At 71.8% G+C, this 25,609-nt stretch carries 20 protein-coding genes and 1 pseudogene; 7 read left to right on the top strand and 14 right to left on the bottom strand.

The genetic code is table 11. The features are described from left to right. Positions 1 to 253, bottom strand: a pseudogene (locus tag ACFWRO_RS22500) (hypothetical protein); the annotation flags it as partial. Between the two features lie 417 nt (positions 254 to 670). Here ACFWRO_RS22500 and ACFWRO_RS22505 point away from each other — a divergent pair. Then, complete coding sequence (locus ACFWRO_RS22505) at positions 671 to 1,324, top strand: bifunctional DNA primase/polymerase (protein ID WP_384512850.1); 654 nt, start codon at positions 671 to 673, stop codon at positions 1,322 to 1,324. A 70-nt stretch (positions 1,325 to 1,394) separates the two neighbouring features. On the opposite strand, the gene ftsY is transcribed toward ACFWRO_RS22505, so the two are convergent. Then, complete coding sequence (ftsY, locus tag ACFWRO_RS22510) at positions 1,395 to 2,621, bottom strand: signal recognition particle-docking protein FtsY (RefSeq protein ID WP_384512851.1); 1,227 nt, start codon at positions 2,619 to 2,621, stop codon at positions 1,395 to 1,397. An 86-nt stretch (positions 2,622 to 2,707) separates the two neighbouring features. On the opposite strand from ftsY, the gene ACFWRO_RS22515 reads away from it, so the two are divergent. Further along, positions 2,708 to 4,183 carry a cytosine permease gene (locus ACFWRO_RS22515; protein WP_384512852.1) on the top strand — a complete coding sequence of 492 codons (1,476 nt, stop codon included), beginning with the start codon at positions 2,708 to 2,710 and terminating at the stop codon, positions 4,181 to 4,183. A 77-nt stretch (positions 4,184 to 4,260) separates the two neighbouring features. After that, complete coding sequence (locus ACFWRO_RS22520) at positions 4,261 to 5,238, top strand: LLM class flavin-dependent oxidoreductase (protein ID WP_384512853.1); 978 nt, start codon at positions 4,261 to 4,263, stop codon at positions 5,236 to 5,238. Between the two features lie 48 nt (positions 5,239 to 5,286). On the opposite strand, the gene ACFWRO_RS22525 is transcribed toward ACFWRO_RS22520, so the two are convergent. The 4 genes from ACFWRO_RS22525 to ACFWRO_RS22540 form a co-directional block, all read right to left on the bottom strand. After that, positions 5,287 to 6,720, bottom strand: coding sequence for a sugar porter family MFS transporter (locus ACFWRO_RS22525; protein WP_384512854.1), 1,434 nt, complete (start codon positions 6,718 to 6,720; stop codon positions 5,287 to 5,289). A gap of 204 nt (positions 6,721 to 6,924) precedes the next feature. Beyond that, a complete protein-coding gene (gene smc, locus ACFWRO_RS22530) occupies positions 6,925 to 10,488 on the bottom strand; it encodes a chromosome segregation protein SMC (RefSeq protein ID WP_384512855.1) in 3,564 nt (1,187 codons plus the stop codon). Positions 10,489 to 10,697: 209 nt separating this feature from the next. Continuing rightward, positions 10,698 to 10,913 carry a hypothetical protein gene (locus tag ACFWRO_RS22535; protein WP_315893843.1) on the bottom strand — a complete coding sequence of 72 codons (216 nt, stop codon included), beginning with the start codon at positions 10,911 to 10,913 and terminating at the stop codon, positions 10,698 to 10,700. A 393-nt stretch (positions 10,914 to 11,306) separates the two neighbouring features. Beyond that, complete coding sequence (locus ACFWRO_RS22540; RefSeq protein ID WP_384512856.1) at positions 11,307 to 11,588, bottom strand: acylphosphatase; 282 nt, start codon at positions 11,586 to 11,588, stop codon at positions 11,307 to 11,309. A gap of 168 nt (positions 11,589 to 11,756) precedes the next feature. On the opposite strand from ACFWRO_RS22540, the gene ACFWRO_RS22545 reads away from it, so the two are divergent. After that, a complete protein-coding gene (locus ACFWRO_RS22545; RefSeq protein ID WP_384512857.1) occupies positions 11,757 to 12,623 on the top strand; it encodes a CAP domain-containing protein in 867 nt (288 codons plus the stop codon). A 77-nt stretch (positions 12,624 to 12,700) separates the two neighbouring features. Then, positions 12,701 to 13,123 carry a winged helix-turn-helix transcriptional regulator gene (locus ACFWRO_RS22550; protein ID WP_384512858.1) on the top strand — a complete coding sequence of 141 codons (423 nt, stop codon included), beginning with the start codon at positions 12,701 to 12,703 and terminating at the stop codon, positions 13,121 to 13,123. On the opposite strand, the gene mutM is transcribed toward ACFWRO_RS22550, so the two are convergent. From mutM to recG, 8 genes are all read right to left on the bottom strand, one after another. Continuing rightward, positions 13,113 to 13,973, bottom strand: coding sequence for a bifunctional DNA-formamidopyrimidine glycosylase/DNA-(apurinic or apyrimidinic site) lyase (gene mutM, locus ACFWRO_RS22555; RefSeq protein WP_384512859.1), 861 nt, complete (start codon positions 13,971 to 13,973; stop codon positions 13,113 to 13,115). The two genes, ACFWRO_RS22550 and mutM, sit on opposite strands and share 11 nt — an antisense overlap. Before the next feature lie 156 nt (positions 13,974 to 14,129). Next, positions 14,130 to 14,999: a ribonuclease III gene (rnc, locus tag ACFWRO_RS22560; RefSeq protein ID WP_384512860.1), complete on the bottom strand. Its 870-nt coding sequence runs from the start codon at positions 14,997 to 14,999 to the stop codon at positions 14,130 to 14,132. Positions 15,000 to 15,018: 19 nt separating this feature from the next. Continuing rightward, positions 15,019 to 15,192, bottom strand: coding sequence for a 50S ribosomal protein L32 (rpmF, locus tag ACFWRO_RS22565; RefSeq protein ID WP_015036448.1), 174 nt, complete (start codon positions 15,190 to 15,192; stop codon positions 15,019 to 15,021). 2 nt (positions 15,193 to 15,194) lie between these two features. Continuing rightward, the gene (locus tag ACFWRO_RS22570; protein WP_384512939.1) at positions 15,195 to 15,833 is read right to left on the bottom strand and encodes a YceD family protein; all 639 of its coding nucleotides are present in this window, start codon (positions 15,831 to 15,833) and stop codon (positions 15,195 to 15,197) included. 160 nt (positions 15,834 to 15,993) lie between these two features. Continuing rightward, a complete protein-coding gene (locus ACFWRO_RS22575) occupies positions 15,994 to 17,040 on the bottom strand; it encodes an ATP synthase F0 subunit B (protein ID WP_384512861.1) in 1,047 nt (348 codons plus the stop codon). Between the two features lie 110 nt (positions 17,041 to 17,150). After that, positions 17,151 to 17,642: a pantetheine-phosphate adenylyltransferase gene (gene coaD / locus ACFWRO_RS22580; protein WP_384512940.1), complete on the bottom strand. Its 492-nt coding sequence runs from the start codon at positions 17,640 to 17,642 to the stop codon at positions 17,151 to 17,153. Positions 17,643 to 17,668: 26 nt separating this feature from the next. Next, positions 17,669 to 18,253 carry a 16S rRNA (guanine(966)-N(2))-methyltransferase RsmD gene (gene rsmD / locus ACFWRO_RS22585; RefSeq protein WP_384512862.1) on the bottom strand — a complete coding sequence of 195 codons (585 nt, stop codon included), beginning with the start codon at positions 18,251 to 18,253 and terminating at the stop codon, positions 17,669 to 17,671. 72 nt (positions 18,254 to 18,325) lie between these two features. After that, positions 18,326 to 20,545: an ATP-dependent DNA helicase RecG gene (gene recG, locus ACFWRO_RS22590; protein WP_384512863.1), complete on the bottom strand. Its 2,220-nt coding sequence runs from the start codon at positions 20,543 to 20,545 to the stop codon at positions 18,326 to 18,328. A 164-nt stretch (positions 20,546 to 20,709) separates the two neighbouring features. Between recG and ACFWRO_RS22595 the strand changes: the two genes are divergently transcribed. Then, positions 20,710 to 22,521 carry an HSP90 family protein gene (locus ACFWRO_RS22595; RefSeq protein WP_384512864.1) on the top strand — a complete coding sequence of 604 codons (1,812 nt, stop codon included), beginning with the start codon at positions 20,710 to 20,712 and terminating at the stop codon, positions 22,519 to 22,521. Beyond that, a complete protein-coding gene (locus tag ACFWRO_RS22600) occupies positions 22,518 to 25,400 on the top strand; it encodes a tetratricopeptide repeat protein (protein ID WP_384512865.1) in 2,883 nt (960 codons plus the stop codon). Before ACFWRO_RS22595 ends, ACFWRO_RS22600 begins: the two co-directional genes overlap by 4 nt. Positions 25,401 to 25,609 lie beyond the last annotated feature (209 nt).

Raw genomic sequence — 25,609 nt, forward strand, 5'->3', positions numbered from 1 at the left:
CCACCGAACCGAACCGCTCGGAGAACAGCTCGGAGAGGATCCGGGGGATAGGCTCGCGCGGCTGCTCGCCGTCCAGCCAGCGGCGCACCCGCGAGGTGTCCGTGGAGATGTGGTGCGCGCCCATCTGGCGTGCCCTGCGGTTCACTTGACGCGCCAGTTCGCCCTTCGACCAGCCGCTCCGCACGAACCACGAGCTCAGCTGCTCGTTCGGGCGCTTGCCGGCAGTCGTACCGTCTGCGCCGTTGCCGCCCACAGGAACGCCCCCATCCAGGTCGAGACTTCTGTTGCGCGAACCCCTATCAGAATGCCGTGTCTTGCGGCTTCCGTCTGGAGCTTCTACTCCTTCGAACGGGAAAGCGGGTTGCCTCCGGCATACCCGCGTGCGCAAGGACTCCAGGGTTCGAGCACCGAAAGTAATCCTACGATCACCCGTCCCGCGAGGCGGATTCAAGAATCGCCACCATTCGCCACCCCTTCGAATGAACTCGCCTGCCACCGAACACGATTCACTTGACATGCGACGAACCAGAGTCGGCGGACCGTAGCGCCAGCAGGCGCGCGCCATGGACCGCACCACCTCGCCCACGTCCGCGCGCCACCCCCGGCGACGGAGCGTGACAGTGGGGCTCCGGGTCGTAACCACCGGCGCGTCCGACCCGTTGGAGGGGGCATGGGCTTCACGATCGGCGGCATTCGTGAGATGCGGTCCGGCTCACGTCGCCGCGTCCGCACCACGGAGTGCACAGCGGTGGCCGAGTACACCGGGCTGTGGGGCTGGGACGTGGTCCCCGGCGCCCGGGCCGTCTCCGGCCGGTGTTCCTGCGGCGACGCGTCCTGTACGGCTCCGGGGGCGCATCCGCTCTCGTTCGCCGAGCCGGTCCCGGCCGGCGCGGGCCTCGACGACGCGACCAAGGAGTGGGGCCGGTATCCGGGAGCGGCGCTGCTGCTGCCGGTGGGCCGGGCCTTCGACGTGATCGAGGTCGCCGAGCCGGCGGGGCGGCTTGCGCTGGTCCGCCTGGAGCGGATGGGCCTGCCGCTGGGGCCGGTCTGTGCGACGCCGACGGGACGGGCCCAGTTCTTCGTGGCACCCGGCGCGGCGGCGGAGCTGCCTCAGCTCCTGTACCGGATGGGCTGGGACGACGCGGACCTGGACCTGCGCGGCCTGGGTCCCGGCGACCACGTGACGGCGCCGCCCTCGGACCTCGGCGGCCTGGGTCCGGTCCGCTGGCTGCGGCCGCCGACCCTGGACACGGCGGGCGCGCCGCCGCAGGCACGACTGCTGCTCGGGACGCTGGCGTACATCTGCCACCGCACACACTTCTGACTTCTGACAGACGCCCGACACGCGAAGGGCCCCGCCGGAGACCGGCGGGGCCCTTCGCGTGGTGTCGGGGTCAGTCCCCGATGAGGGCGTCGACGAAGGCGCCCGGCTCGAAGGGGGCCAGGTCGTCCGGGCCCTCGCCCAGGCCGATCAGCTTGACCGGGACGCCCAGCTCGCGCTGGACGGCGATGACGATGCCGCCCTTGGCCGTGCCGTCGAGCTTGGTGAGGACGATGCCGGTGATGTCCACGACCTCGGCGAAGACGCGCGCCTGGACCAGTCCGTTCTGGCCGGTGGTGGCGTCGAGGACGAGCAGGACCTCGTCGAGCGGGCCGTGCTTCTCGACGACCCGCTTGACCTTGCCCAGCTCGTCCATCAGACCGGTCTTGGTGTGCAGCCGGCCGGCGGTGTCGATGAGGACGACGTCGGCGCCCTCCGCGATGCCCTCCTTGACGGCGTCGAAGGCGATCGACGCCGGGTCGCCGCCCTCGGGACCGCGCACGGTCCGCGCGCCGACCCGCTCGCCCCAGGTCTGGAGCTGGTCGGCGGCCGCCGCGCGGAAGGTGTCGGCCGCGCCGAGGACGACGGAGCGGCCGTCGGCGACCAGGACGCGAGCGAGCTTGCCCGTGGTCGTGGTCTTGCCGGTGCCGTTGACGCCGACGACCATGACGACGCCCGGGGTGCCCGGGGCGCTCTCGGTCTTCACGGTGCGGTCGAAGTCGGGGCGGAGGAGGGTGACGAGCTCCTCGCGCAGCAGGCCGCGCAGCTCCTCGGGGGTACGCGTACCGAGGACGCGGACGCGCTCGCGCAGCCGCTCGACCAGCTCCTGGGTCGGGGCGACGCCGACGTCGGCGGTCAGCAGGGTCTCCTCGATCTCCTCCCAGGTGTCCTCGTCGAGGTTGTCCCGGGAGAGCAGCGTGAGCAGCCCCTTGCCGAGGGAGTTCTGGGAGCGGGCGAGGCGGGCGCGGAGGCGGACGAGGCGGCCGGCGGTCGGCTCGGGCACCTCGATCTCGATCGCTGGCGCCTCGGCGACGACCGGGTCCTCGACGGCGGTCGGGGCCTGGGCGGCCTCCTCCGCGGTCGGGAGGTCGACCTCCTCGATGGTGCGGCGTGGTTCTTCCCGCGGTGTCTCCGCCTCCTCGCCGACGTGCGGCTCGGCGGGCGGAGCGGTGATGGTCGGCGTGGTGGACGGTGCCTCGGGCGGCGGCAGCTGCTTCTTCTTGCGGCCGCTGATCACGAGCCCGCTGGTCACGGCGACGGCGACGACCAGGGCGATGACTACAGCAAGAATGAGTTCCATAACGCGTCCCAGTATCGGCCACGACCGGACCGGAGGAGGAGCACGTACGCTGTGTGGGTCCCCCACACCCCGCACGGAGTACCGCCATGCCCCCTGCCGCCGATACCGCCGCGGAATTCTCCGCCGAAGCCGGAAGCTCGGTCGAGACCCGTGGTCTCGAACCCGTCCCCGACGCCGAGCGCGGCGGTCACGTCCGGGAGCTGTTCCCGACGTGGGTCGCCGCCAACATCAGTGTGCTTCTTCTCACGATGGGCGCCGGGCTCATCGTCTTCAACGGCCTGAACTTCTGGCAGGTGCTCGTCGTCGCGACGGCGGCGCCGATCCTCTCGTACGGGATCGTCGGCCTGATTTCGATCGCCGGGAAGCGCGGCGGCTCCCCCGGCATGGCCCTGTCGCGGGCGGTCTTCGGGCAGCGCGGCAACCTCTTCCCCGGTTCGTTGATCTGGGTGGCCCGCTGGGGCTGGGAGACGATCAACGCGGTCACCGGCGCGTACGCCGTCCTGACGGTGCTCGACCTGCTCTTCGGGATCGAGTCGAACACCGCGCTGATCGTCATCACGCTGCTGCTCTTCGTGGCCTGCACCTTCCTGGTGTCCGGGCTCGGGATCAACGCCCTGCGGGTGTGCAGCAAGTGGTCGACGTACCTCTTCGGCGCCTTCTCGGTGCTCGTCCTTGTCTATCTGGTGGCGAACACCGACTGGTCGGCGGTCTTCGACAAGCCGGCCGGTTCGACGGCGATGATGATCGCGGGCATCGGCACCATCGCGGCGGGCGGCATCAGCTGGGTGCCCTCCGGCCCGGACTTCACCCGCTATCTGCCGCGTACCGCCTCCTCGAAGGCGATGGTCGGCACCACGATCGGCGGCGCCGGGATCGTCGTCCTGCCGATGGTCCTGATGGGCGCGGTGATGGCGGTCGCCACCCCGGACCTCGCCTCGGCGCAGGACCCGGTCTCCTTCATCGGCGAGCTGCTGCCGACCTGGATCTCCGTGCCGTACCTGCTCATCGCGCTGATCGGGATGCTGCTGATCAACTCGATGTCGATGTACTCGGCCGGGTTCACCGCGCAGACGCTCGGCATCAAGGTCTCGCGCGCGGCGGCGGTCAGCGTGAACGCCGTGATCAGCCTGGTCTTCGGCTTCCTGCTCATGGTGGTGGCGACGAGTTTCATCGGCTCGTTCATCTCCTTCCTGACGCTGCTCGCGGTGGCGTTCTCGGCGTGGATCGGCGTCTTCGGCGTCGACATGCTGCGCCGCAGGTCGTACGACGGCGTGGCCCTGATGGACACGGGCCGGACCAGCGCGTACTGGTACCGGGGCGGTTTCGCCTGGCAGGCGATGACGGCGTGGGCGGTGGCGCTCGTGGTGGGGCTGCTGTTCACGAAGGTCGACTGGTTCTCCGGTCCGCTCGCCTCCTCCTGGATCGGCGAGAACGGGCTCGGCTGGGGGGCGACGATCGTGGTCGCGGGCGTGCTGTACGCCGTACTGCCGAGGGACCGCGCGCGGGTTCCCGCGGAGCCGGTCGAGGCGCCCGTCGCGGCCGGCGAGTCCGTTTCCGTCTGACGCACCCCGTTCTCATCTGACGCTACGTCAGATACCGTCCCCCTTCGCCGACTTCCCACGCGCGGAGGGGACTTCCCATGCCCTTCACAGTCGTACGGTTCAACCTGGTCGATCCGCACGGGACCCCCGAGTCCCTCTCGGAGCGCTACCGGGCCGCCCTCGCCATGGCCGCCTACGCCGACGAGCACGGCGTGGACACGATCCAGACCGAGGAGCACCACGGCGCGGCCAACAACTGGCTGCCCTCCCCCTTCGCCTTCGCCGGCGCGGTCTTCGGCGCGACGAAGAGGATCGCGGTCACGGTCTCCGCGATCATCGGGCCGCTGCACGACCCGCTGCGGCTCGCGGAGGAGATCGCCGTCCTGGACCTGCTGAGCGGCGGCCGCCTGGTGACGGTCGCGGGCATCGGCTACCGGCCGGAGGAGTACGAGGAGCGCGGGGTCGACTGGGGCCGCCGGGGCAAGCTCCAGGACCTGCTCCTGGAGACCCTGCTGAAGGCCTGGTCCGGTGAGCCCTTCACGTACGAGGGCCGTACGGTACGGGTCACCCCCCGGCCGTTCACCCAGCCGCATCCGCTGCTGCTCGTGGGCGGTTCCTCGAAGGCGGCGGCGCGGCGGGCGGCCCGGCTCGGGTTGCCGCTCTTCCCGAGCGCGCACCTGCCGGAACTGGAGACGTACTACCGGCAGCAGTGCGCGGAGCACGGCACGGAGGGCTGGACGATGATGCCGGCCGAGAAGACCCCGCTGCTGCACGTCTCGGAGGACCCCGACCGGACGTGGGAGCTGTACGGGGAGCACTTCCTGCACGAGGCGCGGACGTACGCGTCCTGGCAGTCGAAGGACATCCGCTCGGCGGTGCGCTCGGCGGCGACGACGGTGGCGGAGCTGCGCGCGGAGGGGGTCTACCGGATCGTCACGCCCGAGGAGTGCGTGGCGCTCGGGCAGGACCTGGAGAGCCTGGTGCTGCATCCGCTCTGCGGCGGGATGCCGGTCGAGGAGGCGTGGCGGTCGGTGCGGCTGCTCGGAGAGACGGTGCTGCCCCGGCTCAAGGCATAGGGCCCTGGGCCGGGGCAGTCCCGGTGTCGAGGAGAGGGGCAGCGGGGTTTAGCCCATCTCCTCCAACGCCTTGCCCTTCGTCTCCTTCACGTACCTGAGCACGAAGGGGATGGAGAGCACGGCGAAGAACGTGTAGATGATGTACGTGCCCGAGAGGTTCCAGTCCGCCAGGGACGGGAAGCTCGCGGTGATGGCCCAGTTGGCGATCCACTGCGCGGAGGCGGCGACGCCGAGCGCGGCGGCGCGGATCCGGTTGGGGAACATCTCGCCGAGGAAGACCCAGACCACCACGCCCCAGGAGAGCGCGAAGAAGAGCACGAAGACATGGGCGGCGACGAGCGCCACGACACCCTCGGTGTTGGGGAGCTTGCCGTCGACGAGGTCGGCGGAGAAGGCCCAGGCCTCGACGGCGAGGGCGATCGCCATGCCGACGGAGCCGACGAGCGCGAGCGGCTTACGGCCCACCCGGTCGACCAGGACCATCGCGATGACGGTGCCGATGATGTTGATGATCGACGTGGTGAACGAGTAGAAGAACGAACTCGTCGGGTCGATTCCGACCGACTGCCAGAGCGTCGAGGAGTAGTAGAACGCGACGTTGATGCCGACGAGCTGCTGGAAGACCGAGAGTCCGATGCCGACCCAGACGATGGGCAGCAGCTTGAACCGGGCGCCTGCCACCATCAGGTCCTTGAAGGTGGACTTGTGCTCGCTGTGCATCGCGTGCTCGATCTCGGCGACGCGGTGGTCGAGGTTCACGTCCTTGCCCTCGACCTCGGAGAGGACCTCCTTCGCCCGGTCGATCTTGCCGACCGAGATGAGGAAGCGGGGCGACTCCGGGATGGCGAACGAGAGCAGGCCGTAGAGCAGGGCGGGGACGACCATCACGCCGAGCATCCACTGCCAGGCTTCGAGGCCGCCGATCTCGCCGCGCTGGTCGCCGTCGGCGAGCTGCAGGATGCCGTAGTTGACCAGCTGCGAGATGGCGATGCCGATGACGATGGCGGCCTGCTGGAAGGAGCCGAGGCGGCCGCGGTAGGCGGCGGGGGCGACCTCGGCGATGTACGCCGGGCCGATGACGGAGGCCATGCCGATGGCGAAGCCGCCGACGATCCGCCAGAAGGCGAGGTCCCAGAGGGCGAAGGGCAGGGCGGAGCCCACGGCGCTGATCGTGAAGAGCACGGCGGCGATCTGCATGCACCGGATGCGGCCGATGCGGTCGGCGATCCGGCCCGCGGTCGCGGCGCCGATGGCGCAGCCGATCAGGGCGATGGCGATGACCTGGGCCAGGGTGCCGGAGCCGATGTCGTAGCGGTCCCTGATGGCCTCGACGGCGCCGTTGATGACGGAGCTGTCGTAGCCGAAGAGGAACCCGCCCATCGCGGCCGACGCCGTGATGAAGATGACGTGGCCGAGGTGGTCGGGGTGGGCGGCCCGGCCTTCGGACGGCGGCGGGGTGGGCGCCTGCTCTGTGTTGGTCACATGGACTCCTAGGCTCCGGCGGCGGTGCCGGGGCGTGGGGGGCGAGCCCTTCCAGTGGCGCACAACATCACGCCGCCCACCACGTGAAGGTAAAAGCAACGTTGCAGAGACTATGCCTTCAAGTTTCGAAGTCAATACTTGATGTCGTATGACTTAAAACAAGCTGCTTGGCGCGATGTGTTCAAGACTTGAAGCTTTTGGCTGTCAGCGGAGCCGCTGGCTGATGACCTTCGAGACGCCGTCGCCCTGCATGGAGACGCCGTAGAGCGCGTCCGCGACCTCCATCGTCCGCTTCTGGTGCGTGATCACGATGAGCTGCGAGGACTCCTGGAGCTCCTGCATGATCCGGATCAGCCGCTGGAGGTTGGTGTCGTCGAGCGCCGCCTCCACCTCGTCCATCACGTAGAACGGGCTGGGGCGGGCCTTGAAGATGGAGACCAGCATGGCCACGGCGGTCAGCGAACGCTCGCCGCCGGAGAGCAGCGAGAGCCGCTTGACCTTCTTGCCCGGCGGACGGGCCTCCACGTCGACGCCGGTGGTGAGCATGTTGTCGGGGTCGGTCAGGATCAGCCGGCCCTCGCCGCCCGGGAAGAGCCGGGAGAACACGCCCTCGAACTGGCGGGCGGTGTCCCGGAACGCCTCGGTGAAGACCTGCTCGACCCGGATGTCGACCTCCTTCACGACCTGAAGGAGGTCGGCCCGGGTCTTCTTGAGGTCCTCCAGCTGCTCGGAGAGGAACTGGTGCCGCTCCTCCAGCGCCGCGAACTCCTCGAGAGCCAGCGGGTTCACCTTTCCGAGCTGCTGGTACGCCCGCTCGGCGGCCCTGAGCCGCTTCTCCTGCTCCGAACGGACGAACGGCCGCGGTCGGTTCCGCGGATCCTCCGGGTCCTCCGGCAGCTCCTCGCCCTCGGCGGGCGGCGACGGCGGTACGAGCTGATGGGGGCCGTACTCGGAGACGAGTCCGGCCGGCTCGACGCCCAGCTCCTCCAGGGCCTTGGTCTCCAGCTGCTCGATCCGCATCCGCTTCTCGGCGCCGAGAACCTCGCCCCGGTGGACGGAGTCGGTGAGCTTGTCCAGCTCGGCCTTCAGGTCGCGGCCCCGGGTACGGGCGGCGGAAAGGCCCTGTTCGCGGGCGCCCTTCGCGGCGTCGGCCAGGGCGCGCTCCTGCTCGGCCCGGACGAGGGAGACCTCGATGTGGGCGAGGAGCTGCCGCGTACCGGCGGCCACGGCGGCGGCGACCTCCGCCTCGTGCCGCATCCGGGCGCGGCGCTGCTCGGCACGCGCGCGTGCCTCGCGTTCGGCGCGGGCGCCCCGGTCGAGGGAGTCGGCCCGTCCGGCGAGCCCCTTGACGCGTTCCTCGTGGGTACGGAGCTGGAGCCGGGCCTCCATCTCCGTCTGGCGGGCGTTGGCGCCGTCGGCGGCGAGCCGGTCGCGCACGGAGGTGTCGGGCTCCTCCTCGGCCGGAGCCTCCTCGGCGACGAGCAGCCGCTCGGCGAGCTCCTCGGCCTCGTAGAGCGCCTTCTCCAGGGCCTCGTCGGCGCGGGCGGCGGCGGCCGCGGTCCGCTCTGCCTCTCCGGCGGCGCCCCTAGCCTGTCCGGCGAGCCGGCCGAGCTGCTGGGCGACCTGGGACTTCTCGCGGTCGGCGGCGCGGCGGCGTTCGGCCAGGTCCTCGACGAGCGCGGCGGCGGTGCGGCGCGCTTGGGTCGCGCCCTGCTGGGCGTCGGCGAGCGCCTCGCAGCGCGACTCGAGCTCCTCCAGCTCGGCGGCCGCCTCGTCCACGGAGGCCTGCACTTCGAGGAGGCTGGGCGCGCCGGCGGAGCCGCCTTGCGCGTAGTGCGCGCCGAGCAGGTCGCCCTCGGCGGTGACGGCGGTGAGCGCGGGGTGCGCCCGCACCAGCTCGACGGCCTCGTCGAGCCCTTCGACCACGACGACGTCCCGGAGCAACCGGCGGACGGCACCCATGAGTTCGCCGGGGCCGTCGACGAGCCGGGTGGCGGGGACGGCGGAGCTGCCTCCGAAGTCGGCGGTCGGGGCGCCGGCCGGCTCCTGCGCGCCCGCGAGCAGCAGCGCCGCGCGGCCCGCGTCCTGCTTGCGGAGCAGGCGCAGGGCCTCGGCCGCCGCGCCGGGTCCTGTGACGGCGACGGCGTCCGCGGCCGCGCCGAGGGCGGCCGCGAGCGGGACCTCGTATCCGGGGGTGACGGTCAGGAGTTCGGCGGCCGGGCCGAGCAGGCCGGTCAGGGTCTCGCGGGCGCCGAGCAGCGCCCCGGTGCCGTCCTTGCGGCGCAGGCCCAGGGAGAGCGCCTCGTGGCGGGCCCTGGTCGCGGCGCGGCGGCGGTCGGCGGCGGTGGCGGCCTCGCGGGCGGCGGTCAGCGCGGCCTCCGCATCGGCGAGGTCGCGGCGGGCGGTCTCGTACCGCTCCCCCAGTTCGCTGTCGTCCGCGTCGAGACCGTCGACCTCGGCCTTGAGCTGCTCGTACTCCTCCTGCGCGGCGACGGCCCGTTCCTGCGCCTCGTCCCGGGCGGCGGCGAGCCGGTCGATCTCGGCCTGGGCGGACGCGGCGCGCGAGCGGGCGGCGTTGACCTGGCCGTGCAGCCGGGCGAGGCCCTCGCGCCGGTCGGCGATGGCACGGGCCACGTCCTTGAGCCGCCGCTCCTCGACCGCGAGCTCGCGCTCCAGGTCGGCGCGGTGGGCGACGGTGTCCTCCAGGGCGCGTTCGGCCGCTTCGAGGGCGGCCTCCAGCTCGGCCTCCTGCTCGCGGATGCGGGCGGCCTCGCGCTCCATGTCCTCCGGGTCGCGGCCCCGGCGCTCCTCGGGCGGCTGGGCGGTGGCGCTCTTCACGCGCGCGTCGGCGAGCGAGATCGTGCCCCGTACCCGCTCGGCGAGCTGGGAGAGTTCGTACCAGGTCTGCTGGGCGCGCTGGAGGCGCGGGGCGAGCCTGCGGACCTCGTCCTCCAGGTCGGCCTCCTTGGCGAGGGCGGCCTTCAGCTCGCTCTCGGCGCTCTCCTTGCGTTCCTTCAGCGCGGCCTCGTCGGCGACCTCGGTCTTCAGCGCCTCCTGGAGGCGTACGAGGTCGTCGGAGAGCAGCCGGAGGCGGGCGTCGCGCAGATCGGCCTGGATGACGGCGGCCCGGCGGGCGACGGCCGCCTGGCGGCCGAGCGGCTTGAGCTGGCGGCGCAGTTCGTCGGTGAGGTCCTGCACGCGCGCGAGGTTGGCCTGCATCGCGTCCAGTTTCCGCAGCGCCTTCTCCTTGCGCTTGCGGTGCTTGAGGACGCCCGCGGCCTCCTCGATGAACGCGCGGCGTCCCATCGGGTCGGCGTGCAGGACGGAGTCGAGCTGGCCCTGGCCGACGATGACGTGCATCTCGCGGCCGATGCCGGAGTCGGAGAGCAGGTCCTGGATGTCGAGCAGCCGGCAGGTGTCGCCGTTGATCTGGTACTCGCTGCTGCCGCCGCGGAACATGATCCGTGTGATGGTGACTTCGGCGTAGTCGATGGGCAGCGCGCCGTCGGAGTTGTCGATCGTCAGCGAGACCTCGGCGCGGCCGAGCGGCGGCCGGCCGGTCGTGCCGGCGAAGATGACGTCCTCCATCTTGCCGCCGCGCAGCGACTTGGCGCCCTGCTCGCCCATGACCCAGGACAGCGCGTCCACGACATTGGACTTGCCGGACCCGTTCGGCCCCACGACACACGTGATTCCCGGTTCGAACCGCAGGGTGGTGGCGGAGGCGAACGACTTGAAACCGCGGAGCGTCAGGGCCTTGAGATGCACGCCCCGGGACTCTACCTGGGGTTGCGCGTTTCACCCGTGAAGGTGCAGGGCACACCCTCCGGTAAGAACCGGGGTGGGACGTGGGGGACTCAAGAAAGAAGGGACGCCTGAGCGTCCCTTGCATATCTAGCTGTGCCAGCGAGAGTGTTTCTCACCTTGCCCCGGCACGGGGCTGACCGTCGGGGCTGACTGTCCGATGGTGCCGACCGTCAGGTGAGCGCAGGCTCCGCCTTGGGAACGTCGAGTTCGATGCTGTCGAGCAGCGACTCGCCATGATGTGCGGCGGCAGCGTTGAGCGCGTCGTTCTCGGACTGAATCCGTACCAGCTCGGACTCGAGGTCCTGGACGCGCTGCTGAAGCCGTCGCATCTCGGCGAGGAGTCGCGGGTCGGAGCCGCCGACGTAACCGAGAAGCGCCTTTGCCATGATGGATGGTCCTCCACAATGAGTGACCGACCGAAGCGGTGTGGGTCGTGAGGGATTTCGCACCCGCGGTGCTCGGCAGTGCTTCATGTCGTGCCGGTTTTTACTGCCAAACAGCTAAGGTGCGCGGGGATTCCAGAGTCTCACCAAAAAGTTTGACGGTCAACACGATCACGCCCTGTATCAAGGGGCGACCGGGGGGTCCGCGGCCGCACTACAGGCGGCGGCGCCTCGCAACTCGGTGCCTCAGGGGCGTCGCGATCATCCTTCCGCGCACGGAAGCGCACCGCAAGCCCTTCTCGGCAACCCGCAGGTCATTTCCCCTTCGGCACCCCTTCGCCGAACATCCGCCCGAGGACCGCGCAGGCCATCGGGCGGTGCCGGATCGAGGGGTCGTCAGCGGATCGCGAAGCCGTCGTAGCCGCCGCGCGGGGTGGCCCAGATCTCGGTGACTCCGTCCACCCGCCCGGGAGTGTCGGCGGAGCGCAGCCAGTCGAGCAGACGGTGGCAATTCTCACTCGGCCCCTCGGCCACGACCTGCACGCGGCCGTCGTCGAGGTTGAGGGCGAAGCCGACGAGCCCGCCGATCTCCAGTGCGTTTGCCCTGGTGAACCAGCGGAAGCCCACTCCCTGTACTCGGCCGCGCACCCAGGCGGTGAGCCGTACGTCTTCGTTCATGGATGAACGCTAACGGCCCAATAACTCAGGGAGCACACCACCCCCTCGTGTCATGGCGTACAGTCCCGACCGAATGCGGCTCACCCGTTCGGGCGCGTCGCATTCGACAAGCCCGCAGAAGCAAAGATCAGCAAAGACAGCACCGCAGAACATCAGGGAGGCAGAGGGATGGGACGCCATCGCAGGAGGCGCGGCGCGCCTTTGCGCACCGGACTGCTCGGTGCCTCCGCCGCGGTCGCCGTCGGCGCCGGCCTCGTCGCCGCGGGCCTGATACCCGGTGGGGACGTGCTCACCGTGGGCAGCGCGGGCTCCGGCACGGAGCAGACCCACTCGTCGTCCCGGCAGGCGCCGGAGCTGACGACGCAGGGCGGTTCGTCCGCGACGCCGACGAACCCGACGTCCGCTTCCGCCTCCGCGTACAAGAAGCCGGCCGCCCCGAGCACGAGCACGGGTAGTACGTCTCCCTCGGCCACCCCGTCGCCGAAGCCGAAGCCGTCGAAGACGACCGCCGCCCCGAAGCCGAAGCCCAAGCCTTCGAAGCCGGCCGTCACGCCGTCGAAGACGGCGAAGCCGAAGCCGGCCCCGACGACCACGAAGCCCGCGCCCCGCACCGAGGCGCCCGCTAAGCCCGCCGCACCGACCCCGACCCTGAGCCGTGCCGCGGCTGCCGAGGCGGAGGTCGTCCGGCTGGTCAACGACGAGCGGGCCAAGGTCGGCTGCAGCGCGGTGCGCTCGGACGCGGCGCTCGCGAAGCTGGCCGGCGAGTTCAGCGCCGACATGGCAGCGCGCGGCTTCTTCGACCACACGGACCCGGACGGCGACACCCCGTGGGAGCGGGCCGGCCAGGCGGGCGTCACCGGCATGGGCGGCGAGAACATCGCCCGCGGCCAGGCGGACGCGACGGCCGTGATGCAGTCCTGGATGAACAGCGACGGCCACCGCGCGAACATCCTGAACTGCGACTACACGACGCTCGGCGTCGGCGTGCACTTCGCCGACGGCGGCCCGTGGTGGACGCAGGACTTCGGCTTCTGAGGCCCTTGCCGACCCGCTGAAGCACTAACTCCTGGTGAGCGCTGTGCGGAAGTACGGTGCCGGAGTACCGTGAAGCCATGAGTGACGACGACCTCGCCTTCGACGTGTTCGCCCGCGCCTGTCCGTCGCGGGTCACGCTGGAGCACGTGACCGGGCGGTGGGGCAGCCTCACCCTCGGCGCGCTCCATGACGGGACGTTCCGCTTCAACGAGCTGCGCCGCCGGGTCGACGGGGTCAGCGAGAAGATGCTGTCGCAGACCCTGCACGCCCTGGAGCGAGACGGGCTCGTGCACCGCGAGGCGCAGCCGACGAACCCGCCCCGGGTGGACTACACGCTCACGCCGCTGGGCCGCGAGGTCGCGGAGCGCCTGGTCGGGCTCATCGAGCTGGTCGAGGGCCGGATGCCGCAGGTCATCACGGCACGCGAGCGTTACGACGTGGCCAAGGAGACGCCCCGCGAAGTGACCCCCGAAGTGACCCGCGAGACGGTCACGCCGTAGCGCGGGGCGGGCGCTGGCAGCGCGGGCAGAAGTAGCTCGACCGGTTCATCCAGGGCCGTCGCCGCATCGGGGTCCCGCAGCGGCGGCACGGCTCGTCCTCGCGCCCGTAGGCGTCGAGCGAGCGGTCGAAGTAGCCCGACTCGCCGTTCACGTTCACGTACAGGCTGTCGAAGCTGGTCCCGCCTGCGGCGAGGGCCGCGTTCATGACGTCCCGGACATGCTGGAGCAGCTCGGCCGAGCGGGGGCGGGTCAGGGCTGCGGTCGGGCGCTCGTAGTGCAGCTTGGCGCGCCAGAGCGCCTCGTCCGCGTAGATGTTGCCGACCCCGCTGATCAGGGTCTGGTCGAGCAGCGCCCGCTTGATCGTCGTACGGCGCAGGCGGAGCGCGGTCTGGAAGGCGGCGTCGTCGAACTCCGGGTCCAGCGGGTCGCGGGCGATGTGCGCGATGACGTCGGGCAGTCCGTCGGGCGTGTTCTCGTGGAGCGAGAGCCCGCCGAAGGTGCGCTGGTCGACGAAGCGCAGTTCGGTGCCGAGCCCGTCCTGGAACCGGACCCTGATGCGCAGATGCTTCTCGTCCGGGGCGTCCTCGGGCTGGACGAGCAGCTGCCCGCTCATGCCGAGGTGGCCGAGGACGGAGGCGTCGGAGTCCGCCAGCGGGATCCAGAGGTACTTGCCACGCCGCCGCGCGGTCCCGAAGCGGTGGCCCTTGAGGCGGGCCGCGAAGTCCGCGCCGCCGGCCGGGTGCCTGCGCACGGCCCTCGGGTGCAGGACCTCGACCTCGCCCACGGTCCGCCCGCCGACCCAGCGCTCGAGTCCGCGCCGTACGACCTCGACCTCGGGCAACTCGGGCACGGGACTCCTCCGCAAGGGGTACGGGAACGATGCCCGAAGCCTACCGCCGGGCCCGATACAGAAAGCCCCCGAGCCAAGACTCCCGGACCCGGCACGAAAGCGCCCCGGGCCGGGACCCGTAAGGGGTCCCGGCCCGGGGCGTCGGAAGACGAAGGGTCAGGCGGAAGCCTCGTCGGCGGGCGTCGGCACCCCGCCGGTCTCCGGCTGCTCGCCGGCTGCCGGAACGGCGTCACCGGTTTCGTCGGCGTCACCGGCAGCACCGGCTTCACCCACGTCGCCGGCCTCGGCCGCGGCCTTCGCCGCCGCCGCACGCTCGTCCGCAGCCGCGCGAATCGCGCGCCAGGCGGACTCCGCCGCCTGCTGCTCCGCTTCCTTCTTGCTGCGGCCGGTGCCGGTGCCGTACGAGACACCACCGACGCGGGCGGCAGCAGTGAAGGTCTTCTCGTGGTCGGGACCCGTCTCCGTGACGAGGTACTCCGGCACACCAAGTCCCTCGGCCGCGGTGAGCTCCTGGAGACTGGTCTTCCAGTCCAGGCCCGCACCGAGGTTCGAGGACTTCTCGATCAGCGGGTCGAAGAGCCGGTGCACCAGCTCCGAGGCCGCCACGAGGCCCTGGTCGAGATAGACCGCGCCGATCACCGCTTCAAGGGTGTCGGCGAGGATGGAAGCCTTGTCCCGGCCGCCCGTGCCCTCTTCGCCCCGGCCGAGCCGGATGAAGGAGCCGAGTTCGAGGCCGCGACCGACCTCCGCAAGCGCACGCGAGTTGACCACCGCGGCCCGCAGCTTGGCCAGCTGGCCTTCGGGCAGGTCGGGGTGGGTGCGGTACAGCGTGTCCGTGACCACCAGGCCGAGCACGGAGTCCCCGAGGAACTCCAGACGCTCGTTGGTGGGCAGACCGCCGTTCTCGTACGCGTACGAGCGGTGCGTCAGCGCACGCACCAGAAGGGCGGACTCGAGCTGATACCCGAGCCGCCCTTCCAGAAGCGTGTGGGACGAGGCATTGTCCGTCTTGATGGACTCAGACATCGCGCCTCTCACCAGCCACTCAGACCGAGAGGACCTGGCGCTTGTTGTAGGTGCCGCAGCTCGGGCACGCGATGTGCTGCAGCTTCGGCTCCTGGCAACGCTCACACGAAACCAGGGTGGGGACCGCAGCCTTCCACTGCGACCGGCGGTGGCGCGTGTTGCTGCGCGACATCTTCCGCTTCGGAACAGCCACGGCTACTTCTCCTGCTTCTCGTCGACGCCAGCTTCGGCGCCGCTCATGTTGTCCTTCTCATCGGTTCCCAGCGAACCGGCGAGTCCTTGCAATGCCGCCCAACGCATGTCGACGGCATCGTGGTGGTGGTCCGGGTTCTCGTTCAGGTTGATTCCGCATTCGGAACACAGACCCGCGCAGTCCTCCCGGCACACCGGCTGCATCGGCAGTGCGAGCACCACCGCATCAAGCAGCAGGGGTTCGAGGTCGAACATGCCGTCCTCGAGGGGGATCATGTCCTCGTCGTTCTCGGCTTCGTCGTCCGCGACCGCTTTGGAGCGGCCCCGGTCGTCGGAGTCGGGGTACGAGTACATCTCCTGGAAGTCCACGTCGAGATCAAGCTCGACGGGCTCCAGACACCTTACGCACTCCCCCTCGGCCGACGCACGGGCGGTGCCTGTGACAAGCACCCCTTCCATGACCGACTCAAGACGGAGATCGATTTCCACGGGCGCGCCTTCCGGCACACCGATGACCCCTTCGACACCGAGGCTCGTGGGGGCCTCGACCGAGCGGGAGATCCGCTGAAGGGCACCAGGACGCCGCCCCAGCTCGTGTGTGTCGAACACGAGGGGGTTGCGGTGGTCAAGGCGCGTGCTCAGGGTTCTTCCTGCTTTCGGATCGTGAGGGGGCTGCCGTCTTCGAATCGAGAGACGAAGCGGGCAGCGGGGATCGCGGGCATACGCGCGACCGAAGAGCCAGGATACTGGACGCTTCGCTCAGGGCCCAATCCGGGCCCGTGGTCCCGCTCGGCCCGCTCGCTCAGTGGCCCTGACCGTGGCCTTGACCCTGCTCGTACTGCCGCAGCTGCTCCAGGTCGATCATGCTCGTGTCGAAGAAGCTGGTCTCGTCGAGCGCGGCGGCCTGCGGCTGCTGCTGGTGCTGCGGCTGCTGGTCGTAGCTGTACTGCTGCTGGTACGCGTACGGGTCCTGATGCTGGGCCTGCTGCTGGTACGCGTACGGGTCCGGCTGCTGCTGGTACGCGTACGGGTCCTGGTGCTGGGCCTGCTGCTGGTAGGCATACGGGTCCGGCTGCTGGGCCGGGGTCTGCTGGTGGACGGGCTGCTGCACCGGCTCCGGGTCGGCCAGCTCCGCGAGTCCGGCCAGGTAGTCCGCGTCGCTGGTGTGCACGGAGCCGCCCGCCGCGTCCTGGGCGGCCATGTGCGCGCCGAGGTCGTCCGAGGCGATCCGGCCGTGCAGCTTCTGCCGGCCTCGGCCGACGGCCTCCAGGGTCTTGGAGAGGACGGCCTCGAAGGCGCCGAGCTTGGCGTCGACGTAGTCGTCGGCCCGGCGGATCAGAGTCTGCGGGTCGGCGCTGTACTCGGGGGCGTCCTCTTCGGCGTAGCCGTTCTCGTCCAGGCCGGGGCCCCGGCCGAGGAGCTTCTCGCGGCCGCGGTCGACGGAGCCGATGGTCTTGTTGAGGACGACCTCGAAGTTGGCGAGCTTGGAGTCGACGTAGTCGTCCGCCTCGGCACGGATCTCCTCGGCCTCCCGGCGGGCCTCGGAGAGGATCCGCTCCGCCTCGTCCTGGGACTGGCGGGCGACCTGGGTGTCGGAGATCAGCGAGCCGCGCTCGGCGTGGGCGGCGGAGACGATCCGCTCGGCCTCCTGACGTGCCTGCTCGACCATGTGCTCGCGCCCGCCGAGCAGCTCCTGCGCCTGGGCCAGGGAGCCCGGCAGGGCCTCCCGTACCTCTTCGAGCAGGTCGAGCAGGTCGGAGCGGTTGACCACGCAGGACGCCGACATGGGCATGGAGCGGGCGTTGGTGATCGTCGAAACGATCTCGTCGAGCTTCTTCTGCACGTCCACCGGGTGCTCGCCACTCTCTACAGCTGGATGGAGACGGACGGGACGACTGTAAGGGCAGTCGTCCCCCGCCCGACACCTGGTGACGGACCGTCAGCGGCAGTCGCTCGGGGTCACTGCTGCGCGCGCCGCTCGGCCAGGCGCTGGGTGAGCCGGCCGAGGACGGCCGGCGGGACCAGGTGGGAGACGTCGCCGCCCCAGGCCGCGACCTCCTTGACCAGGGAGGACGACAGGAAGCTGTAGGTGGGGTTGGTGGGGACGAACAGGGTCTCGACACCCGAGAGGCCGATGTTCATCTGCGCCATCTGCAGCTCGTAGTCGAAGTCGCTGACCGCGCGCAGGCCCTTGACGATCGCGGGGATGTCGCGCTGCTTGCAGAAGTCGACCAGCAGGCCGTGGAAGGACTCGACCTCGACGTTGCCGAAGTCGGCGGTGACCTCGCGGATCAGCTCGATCCGCTCGTCGACCGTGAAAAGGCCCTGCTTGGACTGGTTGATCATCACCGCGACGTGTACGACGTCGTACAGCTTGGAGGCACGGGCGATGATGTCGAGATGTCCGTTGGTGATGGGGTCGAATGACCCCGGACAGACGGCGCGGCGCAACTTGGGTCCCTCGCTCTCCGGTCCGGTCATCGTGCGTCTTCGCACGTAGAGGCGGCGCGACCGTACCAAAACGTTCCCTCGCCGTAGCGACGGGACCGCAGGGGTTCGAAACCGTCGGGCCAGCCGAACTCGCCGCCTCGGGTGCTGCGCTCCACGGTGACGACGGCTTGCTCCGCGATCCAGCCCCCGGAGCGGAGTGTGAGGAGAATCTCCCGAAGATCGTCGTCCGAGACGGCGTAGGGAGGGTCGAGGAAGAGGAGGTCGTACGGCTCCGCGGGGGGCGGGCCCGTCACGATCTGCTCGGCCTTGCCGGTGCGCAGTTCGGCGCCGGGCAGGGCGAGGGCGCGGATGTTCTCCCGTACCGTCCTCGCCGCGCGCTGGTCGGCCTCGACGAGCAGGGCGTGGGAGGCGCCCCGGGAGAGGGCCTCGAGTCCGACGGCGCCCGAGCCCGCGTACAGGTCGGCGACGCGGGCCCCGGCGAGGGTGCCGAGGAGCGCCTCCCAGGTGGAGAAGAGGCCCTCGCGCGCCCGGTCGGAGGTCGGACGGGTGCCGGTGCCGGGTGGCACGGCCAGTCGGCGTCCGCCGGCGGTGCCGGCGATCACGCGGGTCATGGGAGGTCCCTGTTTCTTCTGCGGTTCTCGGGTCTGTGCCTCCACGATATGGCCGGTCGGCGCGGAGTGATGTCACCCCTTCTCCAGGAACTCCTCCCGTTCCTTGTCCAGGAGGGCGTCGAGCGCGGTGCGCAGCTCGGGGTGGTCGGAGAGGTCGGGGTCGGCGAGGACGACGGCGGTGGCCTCCTCGCGGGCGGCGGCGATGACCTCCTCGTCGTCGATGACGGTGAGCATCCGCAGGGAGGAGCGGACGCCGGACTGGGCCTGGCCGAGGACGTCGCCCTCGCGGCGCTGTTCGAGGTCGATCCGGGAGAGCTCGAAGCCGTCGAGGGTGGAGGCGACGGCGTTCAGGCGCTGGCGCGCGGGGCTGGCCTCGGGCATCTCGCTGACGAGGAGGCAGAGGCCCGGGGCGGAGCCTCGGCCGACGCGGCCGCGGAGCTGGTGGAGCTGGGAGACGCCGAAGCGGTCGGCGTCCATGATCACCATGGCCGTGGCGTTGGGGACGTTCACCCCGACCTCGATGACGGTGGTGGCGACCAGGACGTCGACGTCGCCGGCGGCGAAGCGGCGCATGACGTCGTCCTTGTCGTCCGGGTGCATCCGGCCGTGCAGGACCTCGACGCGGAGTCCGGCGAGGGGGCCCGAGCGGAGCTTCTCGGCGATCTCCAGGACGGCGAGCGGCGGCCGCTTCTCGGCCTCGTCCTCGGGGGACGCCTTCTGTTTCTGCTTCTTCTTCTCGTCCTCGTCGTCGCCGATGCGCGGGCAGACGACGTATGCCTGGTGGCCGTTCTCCGCTTCTTCGCGCACGCGCTCCCACGCGCGCGTGAGGAAGTGCGGCTTGTCGGCGGCGGGGACGACATGGCTGGCGATCGGGGAGCGCCCGGCGGGGAGCTGGTCCAGGACGGAGGTCTCCAGGTCGCCGAAGACGGTCATGGCGACCGTGCGCGGGATCGGCGTGGCGGTCATGACGAGCAGGTGGGGAGGTTGCTTGCCCTTGCTCCGGAGGGCGTCGCGCTGCTCCACGCCGAAGCGGTGCTGCTCGTCGACGACGACCAGGCCGAGGTCGTGGAACTGCACCTTGTCCTCGATCAGCGCGTGCGTGCCGATGACGATCCCGGCCTCGCCGGTGACCAGGTCGAGCAGGGCCTGCCGGCGCCCCGCCGTGCCCATGGAGCCGGTCAGCAGCACGACCTTGGTGGCGTGCTCGGCGCCGCCCAGCATCCCGCCCTGGGCGAGCTCGCCCATCATCTCGGTGATCGACCGGTGGTGCTGCTGGGCGAGGACCTCTGTGGGGGCGAGCATCGCGGCCTGTCCCCCGGCGTCGACGACGGCGAGCATGGCCCGCAGGGCCACCATCGTCTTGCCGCTGCCGACCTCGCCCTGGAGGAGGCGGTGCATGGGGTGCTCGGTGCCGAGGTCGTCGAAGATCTCCTTGGAGACCTTCTTCTGGCCGTCGGTGAGGGTGAAGGGCAGCTTGGCGTCGAAGGCGTCGAGGAGCCCGCCGGGGGTGGGCCTGCGGGCGACGGCGGGCAGCTGGGTGTCGGCGTACCGGCGGCGGGCGAGGGCGACCTGGAGGACGAAGGCCTCGTCCCACTTGAGCCGCTGCCGGGCGTCCTCGATGTCGGCCTTGGTCCGCGGCCGGTGGACCTTCAGGAGCGCCTCGGGCAGGTCGGTGAGGCCGCGGCCCTCGCGCAGGGCGGGCGGCAGCGGATCGGCGAGCCCGGCCCAGCCGGTGGCGGCGAGGGAGTCCAGGGCGATGGAGACGGACTGCTCGATGGTCCAGGACTCCAGCTGCTTGCAGGCGGGGTAGATCGGCAGCAGTTCGCCCGCGAACGCCCTGACCGTCTCGTCGCTGCTCTCGGCGTCCAGGAGTTTGTACTCGGGGTGGGTGAGCTGGAGCTTGCGGTTGAAGACGCCGACCTTGCCGGCGAACATCCCGCGCCGGCCCGGCAGCAGCTCCTTCTGGTGGAAGTGGACGCCCCGGCCGAAGAAGACGAGCTGCATCCGGCCGCTGCCGTCGGTGATCGTGACTTCCAGGCGCTGGCCCTTGCCGCGGCCGCCCTTGTTGAACGTCAGCACGCGGGCGTCGGCCACCTGCGCGACCACCGTGACGTGCTCGTCCAGCGGCAGGTCGGCGAGGGCGGTGAGCTCGCCGCGCTCGGCGTACCGCCGGGGGTAGTGGTGCAGGAGGTCCCCGACCGTCCGCAGGTCGAGGTGCTCGGCCATCACCTTCGCGGTGGCGGCGCCGAGCAGGTTCTTCAGAGGTTCGTCGAGCACTGGCACGCGTTCCATTGCACACCACCGCACTGACACCCGTCGCGCAGGCTGTGGAAATCTCCTGGTCACGTCGGCGTCGTGGCCCCTAGGATGACGCGCACCCTCCCCGCTCCGCGATCACCGCTCGCCGGGATCGCCCGACCCGCGCCGTCGCTCGTCCCCCCACCGGCGCAGCGACGATGACTGCTGATCAGACACCGCACACCTTCCAGGTCGATCTGCGCGGACTCGTGGATCTCCTCTCCCACCACCTCTATTCGAGCCCGCGGGTCTATCTGCGCGAACTGCTGCAGAACGCCGTGGACGCGATCACCGCGCGCCGCGCGGAGCAGCCGGACGCCCCGGCGCGGGTCCAGTTGTACGCGGACGGCGCCGTCCTGCGGGTCGAGGACAGCGGCATCGGTCTGACCGAGCGGGACGTGCACAGCCTGCTGGCCACGATCGGCCGCAGCTCGAAGCGGGCGGACGCGGCCGGCATCGCGAGCGCGCGGGCCGAGTTCCTCGGCCAGTTCGGCATCGGACTGCTCGCCTGTTTCGTCGTGGCCGCCGAGATCCGGGTGGTCAGCCGCAGCGCCCGGACGCCCGCCGAGCCGCCGGTCGAGTGGACGGCCCGCGACGACGGTTCGTATACGGTCCGTACGCTCCCGGACAGCGCGCGTCCCGAGCCGGGCACCACCGTGCACCTCACCGCGCGCCCCGGCTCCGGGGAGTGGCTGACCGAGGAGCGGGTGCTCGCCCTCGCCCGGGTGTACGGCTCCCTCCTCCCGTACGAAGTACGGGTCGGGGACCAGCCCGTCACCGACCTTCCGGCGCCCTGGGACCGGGCGTACCCGAGCCCGGCCGCGCGGCGGGTCGCGCTGGCGGGCCACTGCCAGGAGACGTTCGGCTTCACCCCGCTCGACTCGATCGACCTCCATCTGCCGCTGGCCGGCATCCGGGGCGTGGCGTACGTACTGCCTTCGGCCGTCAGCCCGGCCCAGCGCGCCGGGCACCGGGTGCACCTGAAGGGCATGCTGCTCACGGAGCGGGCCGACGGGCTGCTGCCGGACTGGGCGTTCTTCGTGCGCTGCGTCCTGGACACGGACAGCCTGCGGCCGACGGCCTCGCGCGAGGCGCTGTACGAGGACGAGACGCTGGCCGGCGTACGGGACGCGCTGGGCGCGGCCGTACGGGAGTGGCTCGGCGGGCTCGCCGCGGGCTCCCCTGAGCGCCTGGAGGAGTTCCTTGCCGTCCACCACCTCGGGGTGAAGTCGCTGGCCCGGCACGACGCCGAGATGCTGCGGACGATGCTGCCGTGGCTGCCGTTCGAGACGACGGCCGGCCGGCTCTCGCTGGAGGAGTTCGCCCGCCGTCACCCGGTCGTGCACTACACCCGTACCGTCGAGGAGTACCGGCAGGTCGCCGCGATCGCGACCGCGCAGGGCATCGGCGTGGTCAACGGCGGCTACACGTACGACACGGAGCTGGTGGAGCGCCTCCCCGAGGTCCGTCCCGGCACCGCCGTCGCCGAGTTGGACGCCGACACCGTCACCGCGCATCTCGACTCCGTCGACCCGGAGCAGGAGCTGGCCCTTTCGGCGTTCCTGTCAGTGGCGCGGGCCACGCTCGACCCCCTGGGCTGCGACGTGTCGCTGCGCTCCTTCCACCCGCTGACCGTGCCCGCGCTGCACCTGGACGACCGGGCGGCCCGGCACGAACAGGCCCGCGCCGAGGCCGAGGAGCGGGCGGACGACCTCTGGGCCGGGATCCTCGGTTCGCTGCGCGGCAGCGCGCCGAGGGCCCGGCTCGTCCTCAACCACCTGAATCCGACGATCCGCCGCATCGGCTCGCTCGGCGACCGGGAGCTGGCGGGGACGGCCGTCGAGGCGCTCTACGGGCAGGCGCTGCTGATGGCGCAGCGGCCGCTGCGGCCGGCCGATTCGGCGCTGCTCAACCGGGCCTTCGCGGGGCTGCTCGCCTGGGCCACCCACCACGGGGAGAACGACGCATGACCCTGACCTTCGAGGCCCTGCGCGAGGCCCTGCGGGAGAACGCGCGGCAGCCGGAGGGACCGGCGCGCAACGCGCGCGCCGAGCGGCTCCTCGTGGAGGCCGAACAGCTGGGCGAGCCGCTGGCCGTCATCGAGGCGCTCGGGCACCAGCTCCAGGCGTACAACTACAGCTCCGAGAAGGCGAAGATGTTCGTGCCCTTCTCGCGGCTGCTCCGGATGTGGGACGAGAATCCCGGGGACTTCGACGCGTACGAGACGCACACCCTGCACTGGGTCTTCAAGTGGGTCTCCAGCGGCATGCTCGACCAGCCGCACATCCCGCTGGCGTCGATCGAGAAGTGGCTCGGCGAGATGGAGCACCGCTACCGGCTCGCGGGCCACTCCGAACGGGCCGTGCGGCAGGGCGAGTTCCGGGTGGCGCGGCACATCGGCGACGTGGAGCGGGCGGACCGGGCGTACGCGGCGTGGCTGGCGGCCGACCGGGACCGGATGGCCGACTGCCACGCGTGCGAGCTGCACGGGCAGGGCGGGTGGTCGGCGGAGCGCGGCGACGACGAGCGGGCCCTGCGGACCTGGGGGCCGGTGCTCTCGGGCGAGCACGTCTGCGCGCACGAGCCGCACGCGGTCCTCGCCTCCTCGCTGCTGCCGCTGGTGCGGCTCGGCCGGCCCGACGAGGCCCGGGTGAACCATCTGCGCGGCTACCGTCTGGTGCGGCCGTTGGAGAGCATGCGCGGGGCGGTGGCGGACCACATCGAGTTCTGCGCGCTGACCGGCAACGAGGCGCGGGGCCTGGAGATCCTGGCCGAGCGGCCGGCGTTCTTCACCGACGGCGGCGATCCGGACAGCCTGCTGTGCTTCCTGTCCGTGACGGCGCTGCTCATGTCCCGGCTGGTCGCGCGGGGCCTGGGCGCCCAGTCGGTGCCGGGCCCCGCGCGGACCGCGGGCGGCTCGTGGACGGCCGCCGAACTGGGCGCCCACGCGCGCGTGGAGGCGCTGGCGATCGCGCGGCGCTTCGACGAGCGCAACGGCACGGGGCGGGTGAGCGAGCGGGCGCGTTCCCGGATGGACGCGGCGCCGCTCCTTGACCGGCTGCCGCTGGGGGTACGGGCGGTGGGCCCGGTGGCGGTACCGGTCGCCGTTCCGGCGGCTGTTCACGCTCCTTCGGCGGAACCGCGCGACCTGCTCGCGGAGGCCCGGCGCCTGTCGGCGGAACGGAACCCGGCCTCGCGCGCCGCATGGGAGGCGGTGGCCGCCGCGGACCTCGAACTGGACGCGCTCGGCCGCGCCGAACTGGACGACCACCGCGCCATCGCCATGGAGCGGAGCCCCGCCGAGTCGGTCCGCCTCTTCCTCCGCGCGGCCGAGGGCTACGAGACGGCCGACGACCCCGGCGAGGCCCAGGCGGCCCGCGCCAGGGCCGCGTTCGCCCTGGCCCTGGACGACCGCCTCCCGGAGGCATGGTCGGCGGCGGAGGCCGCGGTCGGCGGGATCCAAGCCCTCCACGCGGAGGGCGCGGCGACCCCCCGCCAGGTGTCGGGCGCGCTGCTGTCCCGGGTACGGGTGGGGCTGCTGCGGCTGCATGCGGAGGACGAGGGGGCGACCGGGCCCCGCGAGGAGGCCGTCCGCGCCGAGGAGTCCTCCGCCGTCGACGCGCTCGCTGAAGCGCTCGACGCGTTGGTCGCGTTCGCCTCCGCGCACGTCGGGGATCCGCTGGTCGCGGACCGGGCCGCCGAGGCCGAGTCCGTACGGGGGGATCTGGCCGCGCACGCGGGGGACGCCGAGGAGGCGGCGCGGCAGTACGCGTACGCCGCCGAGCTGTACCACCGGGCCGGACTGCCCTGGTACGCCGTCGAGCCCGAGGCCCGGCTCTCCCGGGTCGCCCTGCACACCGGCGACCTGGAGACCGCCGAGCGCGCCGCACGGGCCGCCCTCGACCACGGCGTGGAGCACGCCGGGGCGGCCGGGCAGAGCCGGCTCCGGCTCCAGCTCGCCGAAGTCCTCGGCGCGGCGGACCGGTTCGGCGAGGCGTCCGCCCACGCCCTGGAGGCGGCCCACTGGGCCGACGAGGCGGGCGAGAGCCTGGGCCTCGGCGCGTACGCCCGGCACCAGCTGGGCGGTTGGCTGCTGCGGGAGTCCCGGGTCGAGGAGGCCGCGGCGATCCTGGAGTCCGTGCTCCCCGACCTCTCCGTGGACGAGCACGGCGACGGCATGGTCGTCCAGACGCTGTGGTGGCTCGGCGAGTGCCTCGCGGCGCTGAACGAGCCCCGGTCCGCTGCGGAGCAGTGGCTGCGGGCGGCGGAGCTCGCGAAGGAGTGGCCGGAGCAGCGGGACCACGCGATGCTCGCGAACCTGGCCGGGCAGGCCCTGCTCCAGGCGGAGCTGCGGCCGGAGGCCGCGGCGGCGTACGAGCGGGCGGGCGAGCTGTGGCGCGACCTCGGCGACACCTCCGCGTACGTCAGGACCCTACGGGTCCGGGCATGGATCGCCGGCGCCGCCGGTGACGGCCGGGCTCTCATGGACACGGCGGCGGAGGCGTGCGGCACCGACGTGGTGGCGCGCGGGGACACCTACGTCCAGGCGGCGGAGCTGCTGGGGGACGGCGACGTGGACGCCGACGCTCTGGGGGCCGCGCTGTCGTACGCGACGCGGGCGGCGGCGGAGTTCGGCTCGGCCGGTCCGGAGTTCCGCGACCGCCGGACCGCGGCGGAGCTGCTGGCGGCGTGGCTCCACGTCCGGCTGGAGGACGGGGCGGCGGCGGCCGCGTTGGCGCGGGGGGTGTTGGCGGAGTACGGCGCGTCGTCGGGGCCGGCGGCGGAGGGGGAGGCCGCGGCTGAGCGGCGGGCCGAGGCGGAGGCGGTGTTGGAGCGGGTGGGGTCGTGACGGGTGGGTCGGTGGCTGGGGCGGCGGGAAGTCCCCCACCCCGCCCCTTCCCGAGACTCTGACGAGACCGGGGGCTCCGCCCCACGGCCCGGCCCTCGGCACGAGGCACTTGCCGAGCGCGCCGGTCCCCGCTTGTGCCCACCCGCTCCGCCGTGCGGAACGCCTGCCCACAAGCGGGCGGGCACCGCAAGGCGCGCAGCCTGCCCACA

Origin of the sequence: Streptomyces sp. NPDC058579 (assembly GCF_042718575.1) — a bacterium.
Classification (GTDB): domain Bacteria; phylum Actinomycetota; class Actinomycetes; order Streptomycetales; family Streptomycetaceae; genus Streptomyces.

Coding starts and splice junctions, on each gene's coding strand:
- ACFWRO_RS22505 (WP_384512850.1), top strand. CDS start 671: ATGGGCTTCACGATCGGCGGCATTCGTGAGATGCGGTCCGGCTCACGT.
- ftsY (WP_384512851.1), bottom strand. CDS start 2,621: ATGGAACTCATTCTTGCTGTAGTCATCGCCCTGGTCGTCGCCGTCGCC.
- ACFWRO_RS22515 (WP_384512852.1), top strand. CDS start 2,708: ATGCCCCCTGCCGCCGATACCGCCGCGGAATTCTCCGCCGAAGCCGGA.
- ACFWRO_RS22520 (WP_384512853.1), top strand. CDS start 4,261: ATGCCCTTCACAGTCGTACGGTTCAACCTGGTCGATCCGCACGGGACC.
- ACFWRO_RS22535 (WP_315893843.1), bottom strand. CDS start 10,913: ATGGCAAAGGCGCTTCTCGGTTACGTCGGCGGCTCCGACCCGCGACTC.
- ACFWRO_RS22540 (WP_384512856.1), bottom strand. CDS start 11,588: ATGAACGAAGACGTACGGCTCACCGCCTGGGTGCGCGGCCGAGTACAG.
- ACFWRO_RS22545 (WP_384512857.1), top strand. CDS start 11,757: ATGGGACGCCATCGCAGGAGGCGCGGCGCGCCTTTGCGCACCGGACTG.
- ACFWRO_RS22550 (WP_384512858.1), top strand. CDS start 12,701: ATGAGTGACGACGACCTCGCCTTCGACGTGTTCGCCCGCGCCTGTCCG.
- rnc (WP_384512860.1), bottom strand. CDS start 14,999: ATGTCTGAGTCCATCAAGACGGACAATGCCTCGTCCCACACGCTTCTG.
- rsmD (WP_384512862.1), bottom strand. CDS start 18,253: ATGACCCGCGTGATCGCCGGCACCGCCGGCGGACGCCGACTGGCCGTG.
- recG (WP_384512863.1), bottom strand. CDS start 20,545: ATGGAACGCGTGCCAGTGCTCGACGAACCTCTGAAGAACCTGCTCGGC.
- ACFWRO_RS22595 (WP_384512864.1), top strand. CDS start 20,710: ATGACTGCTGATCAGACACCGCACACCTTCCAGGTCGATCTGCGCGGA.
- ACFWRO_RS22600 (WP_384512865.1), top strand. CDS start 22,518: ATGACCCTGACCTTCGAGGCCCTGCGCGAGGCCCTGCGGGAGAACGCG.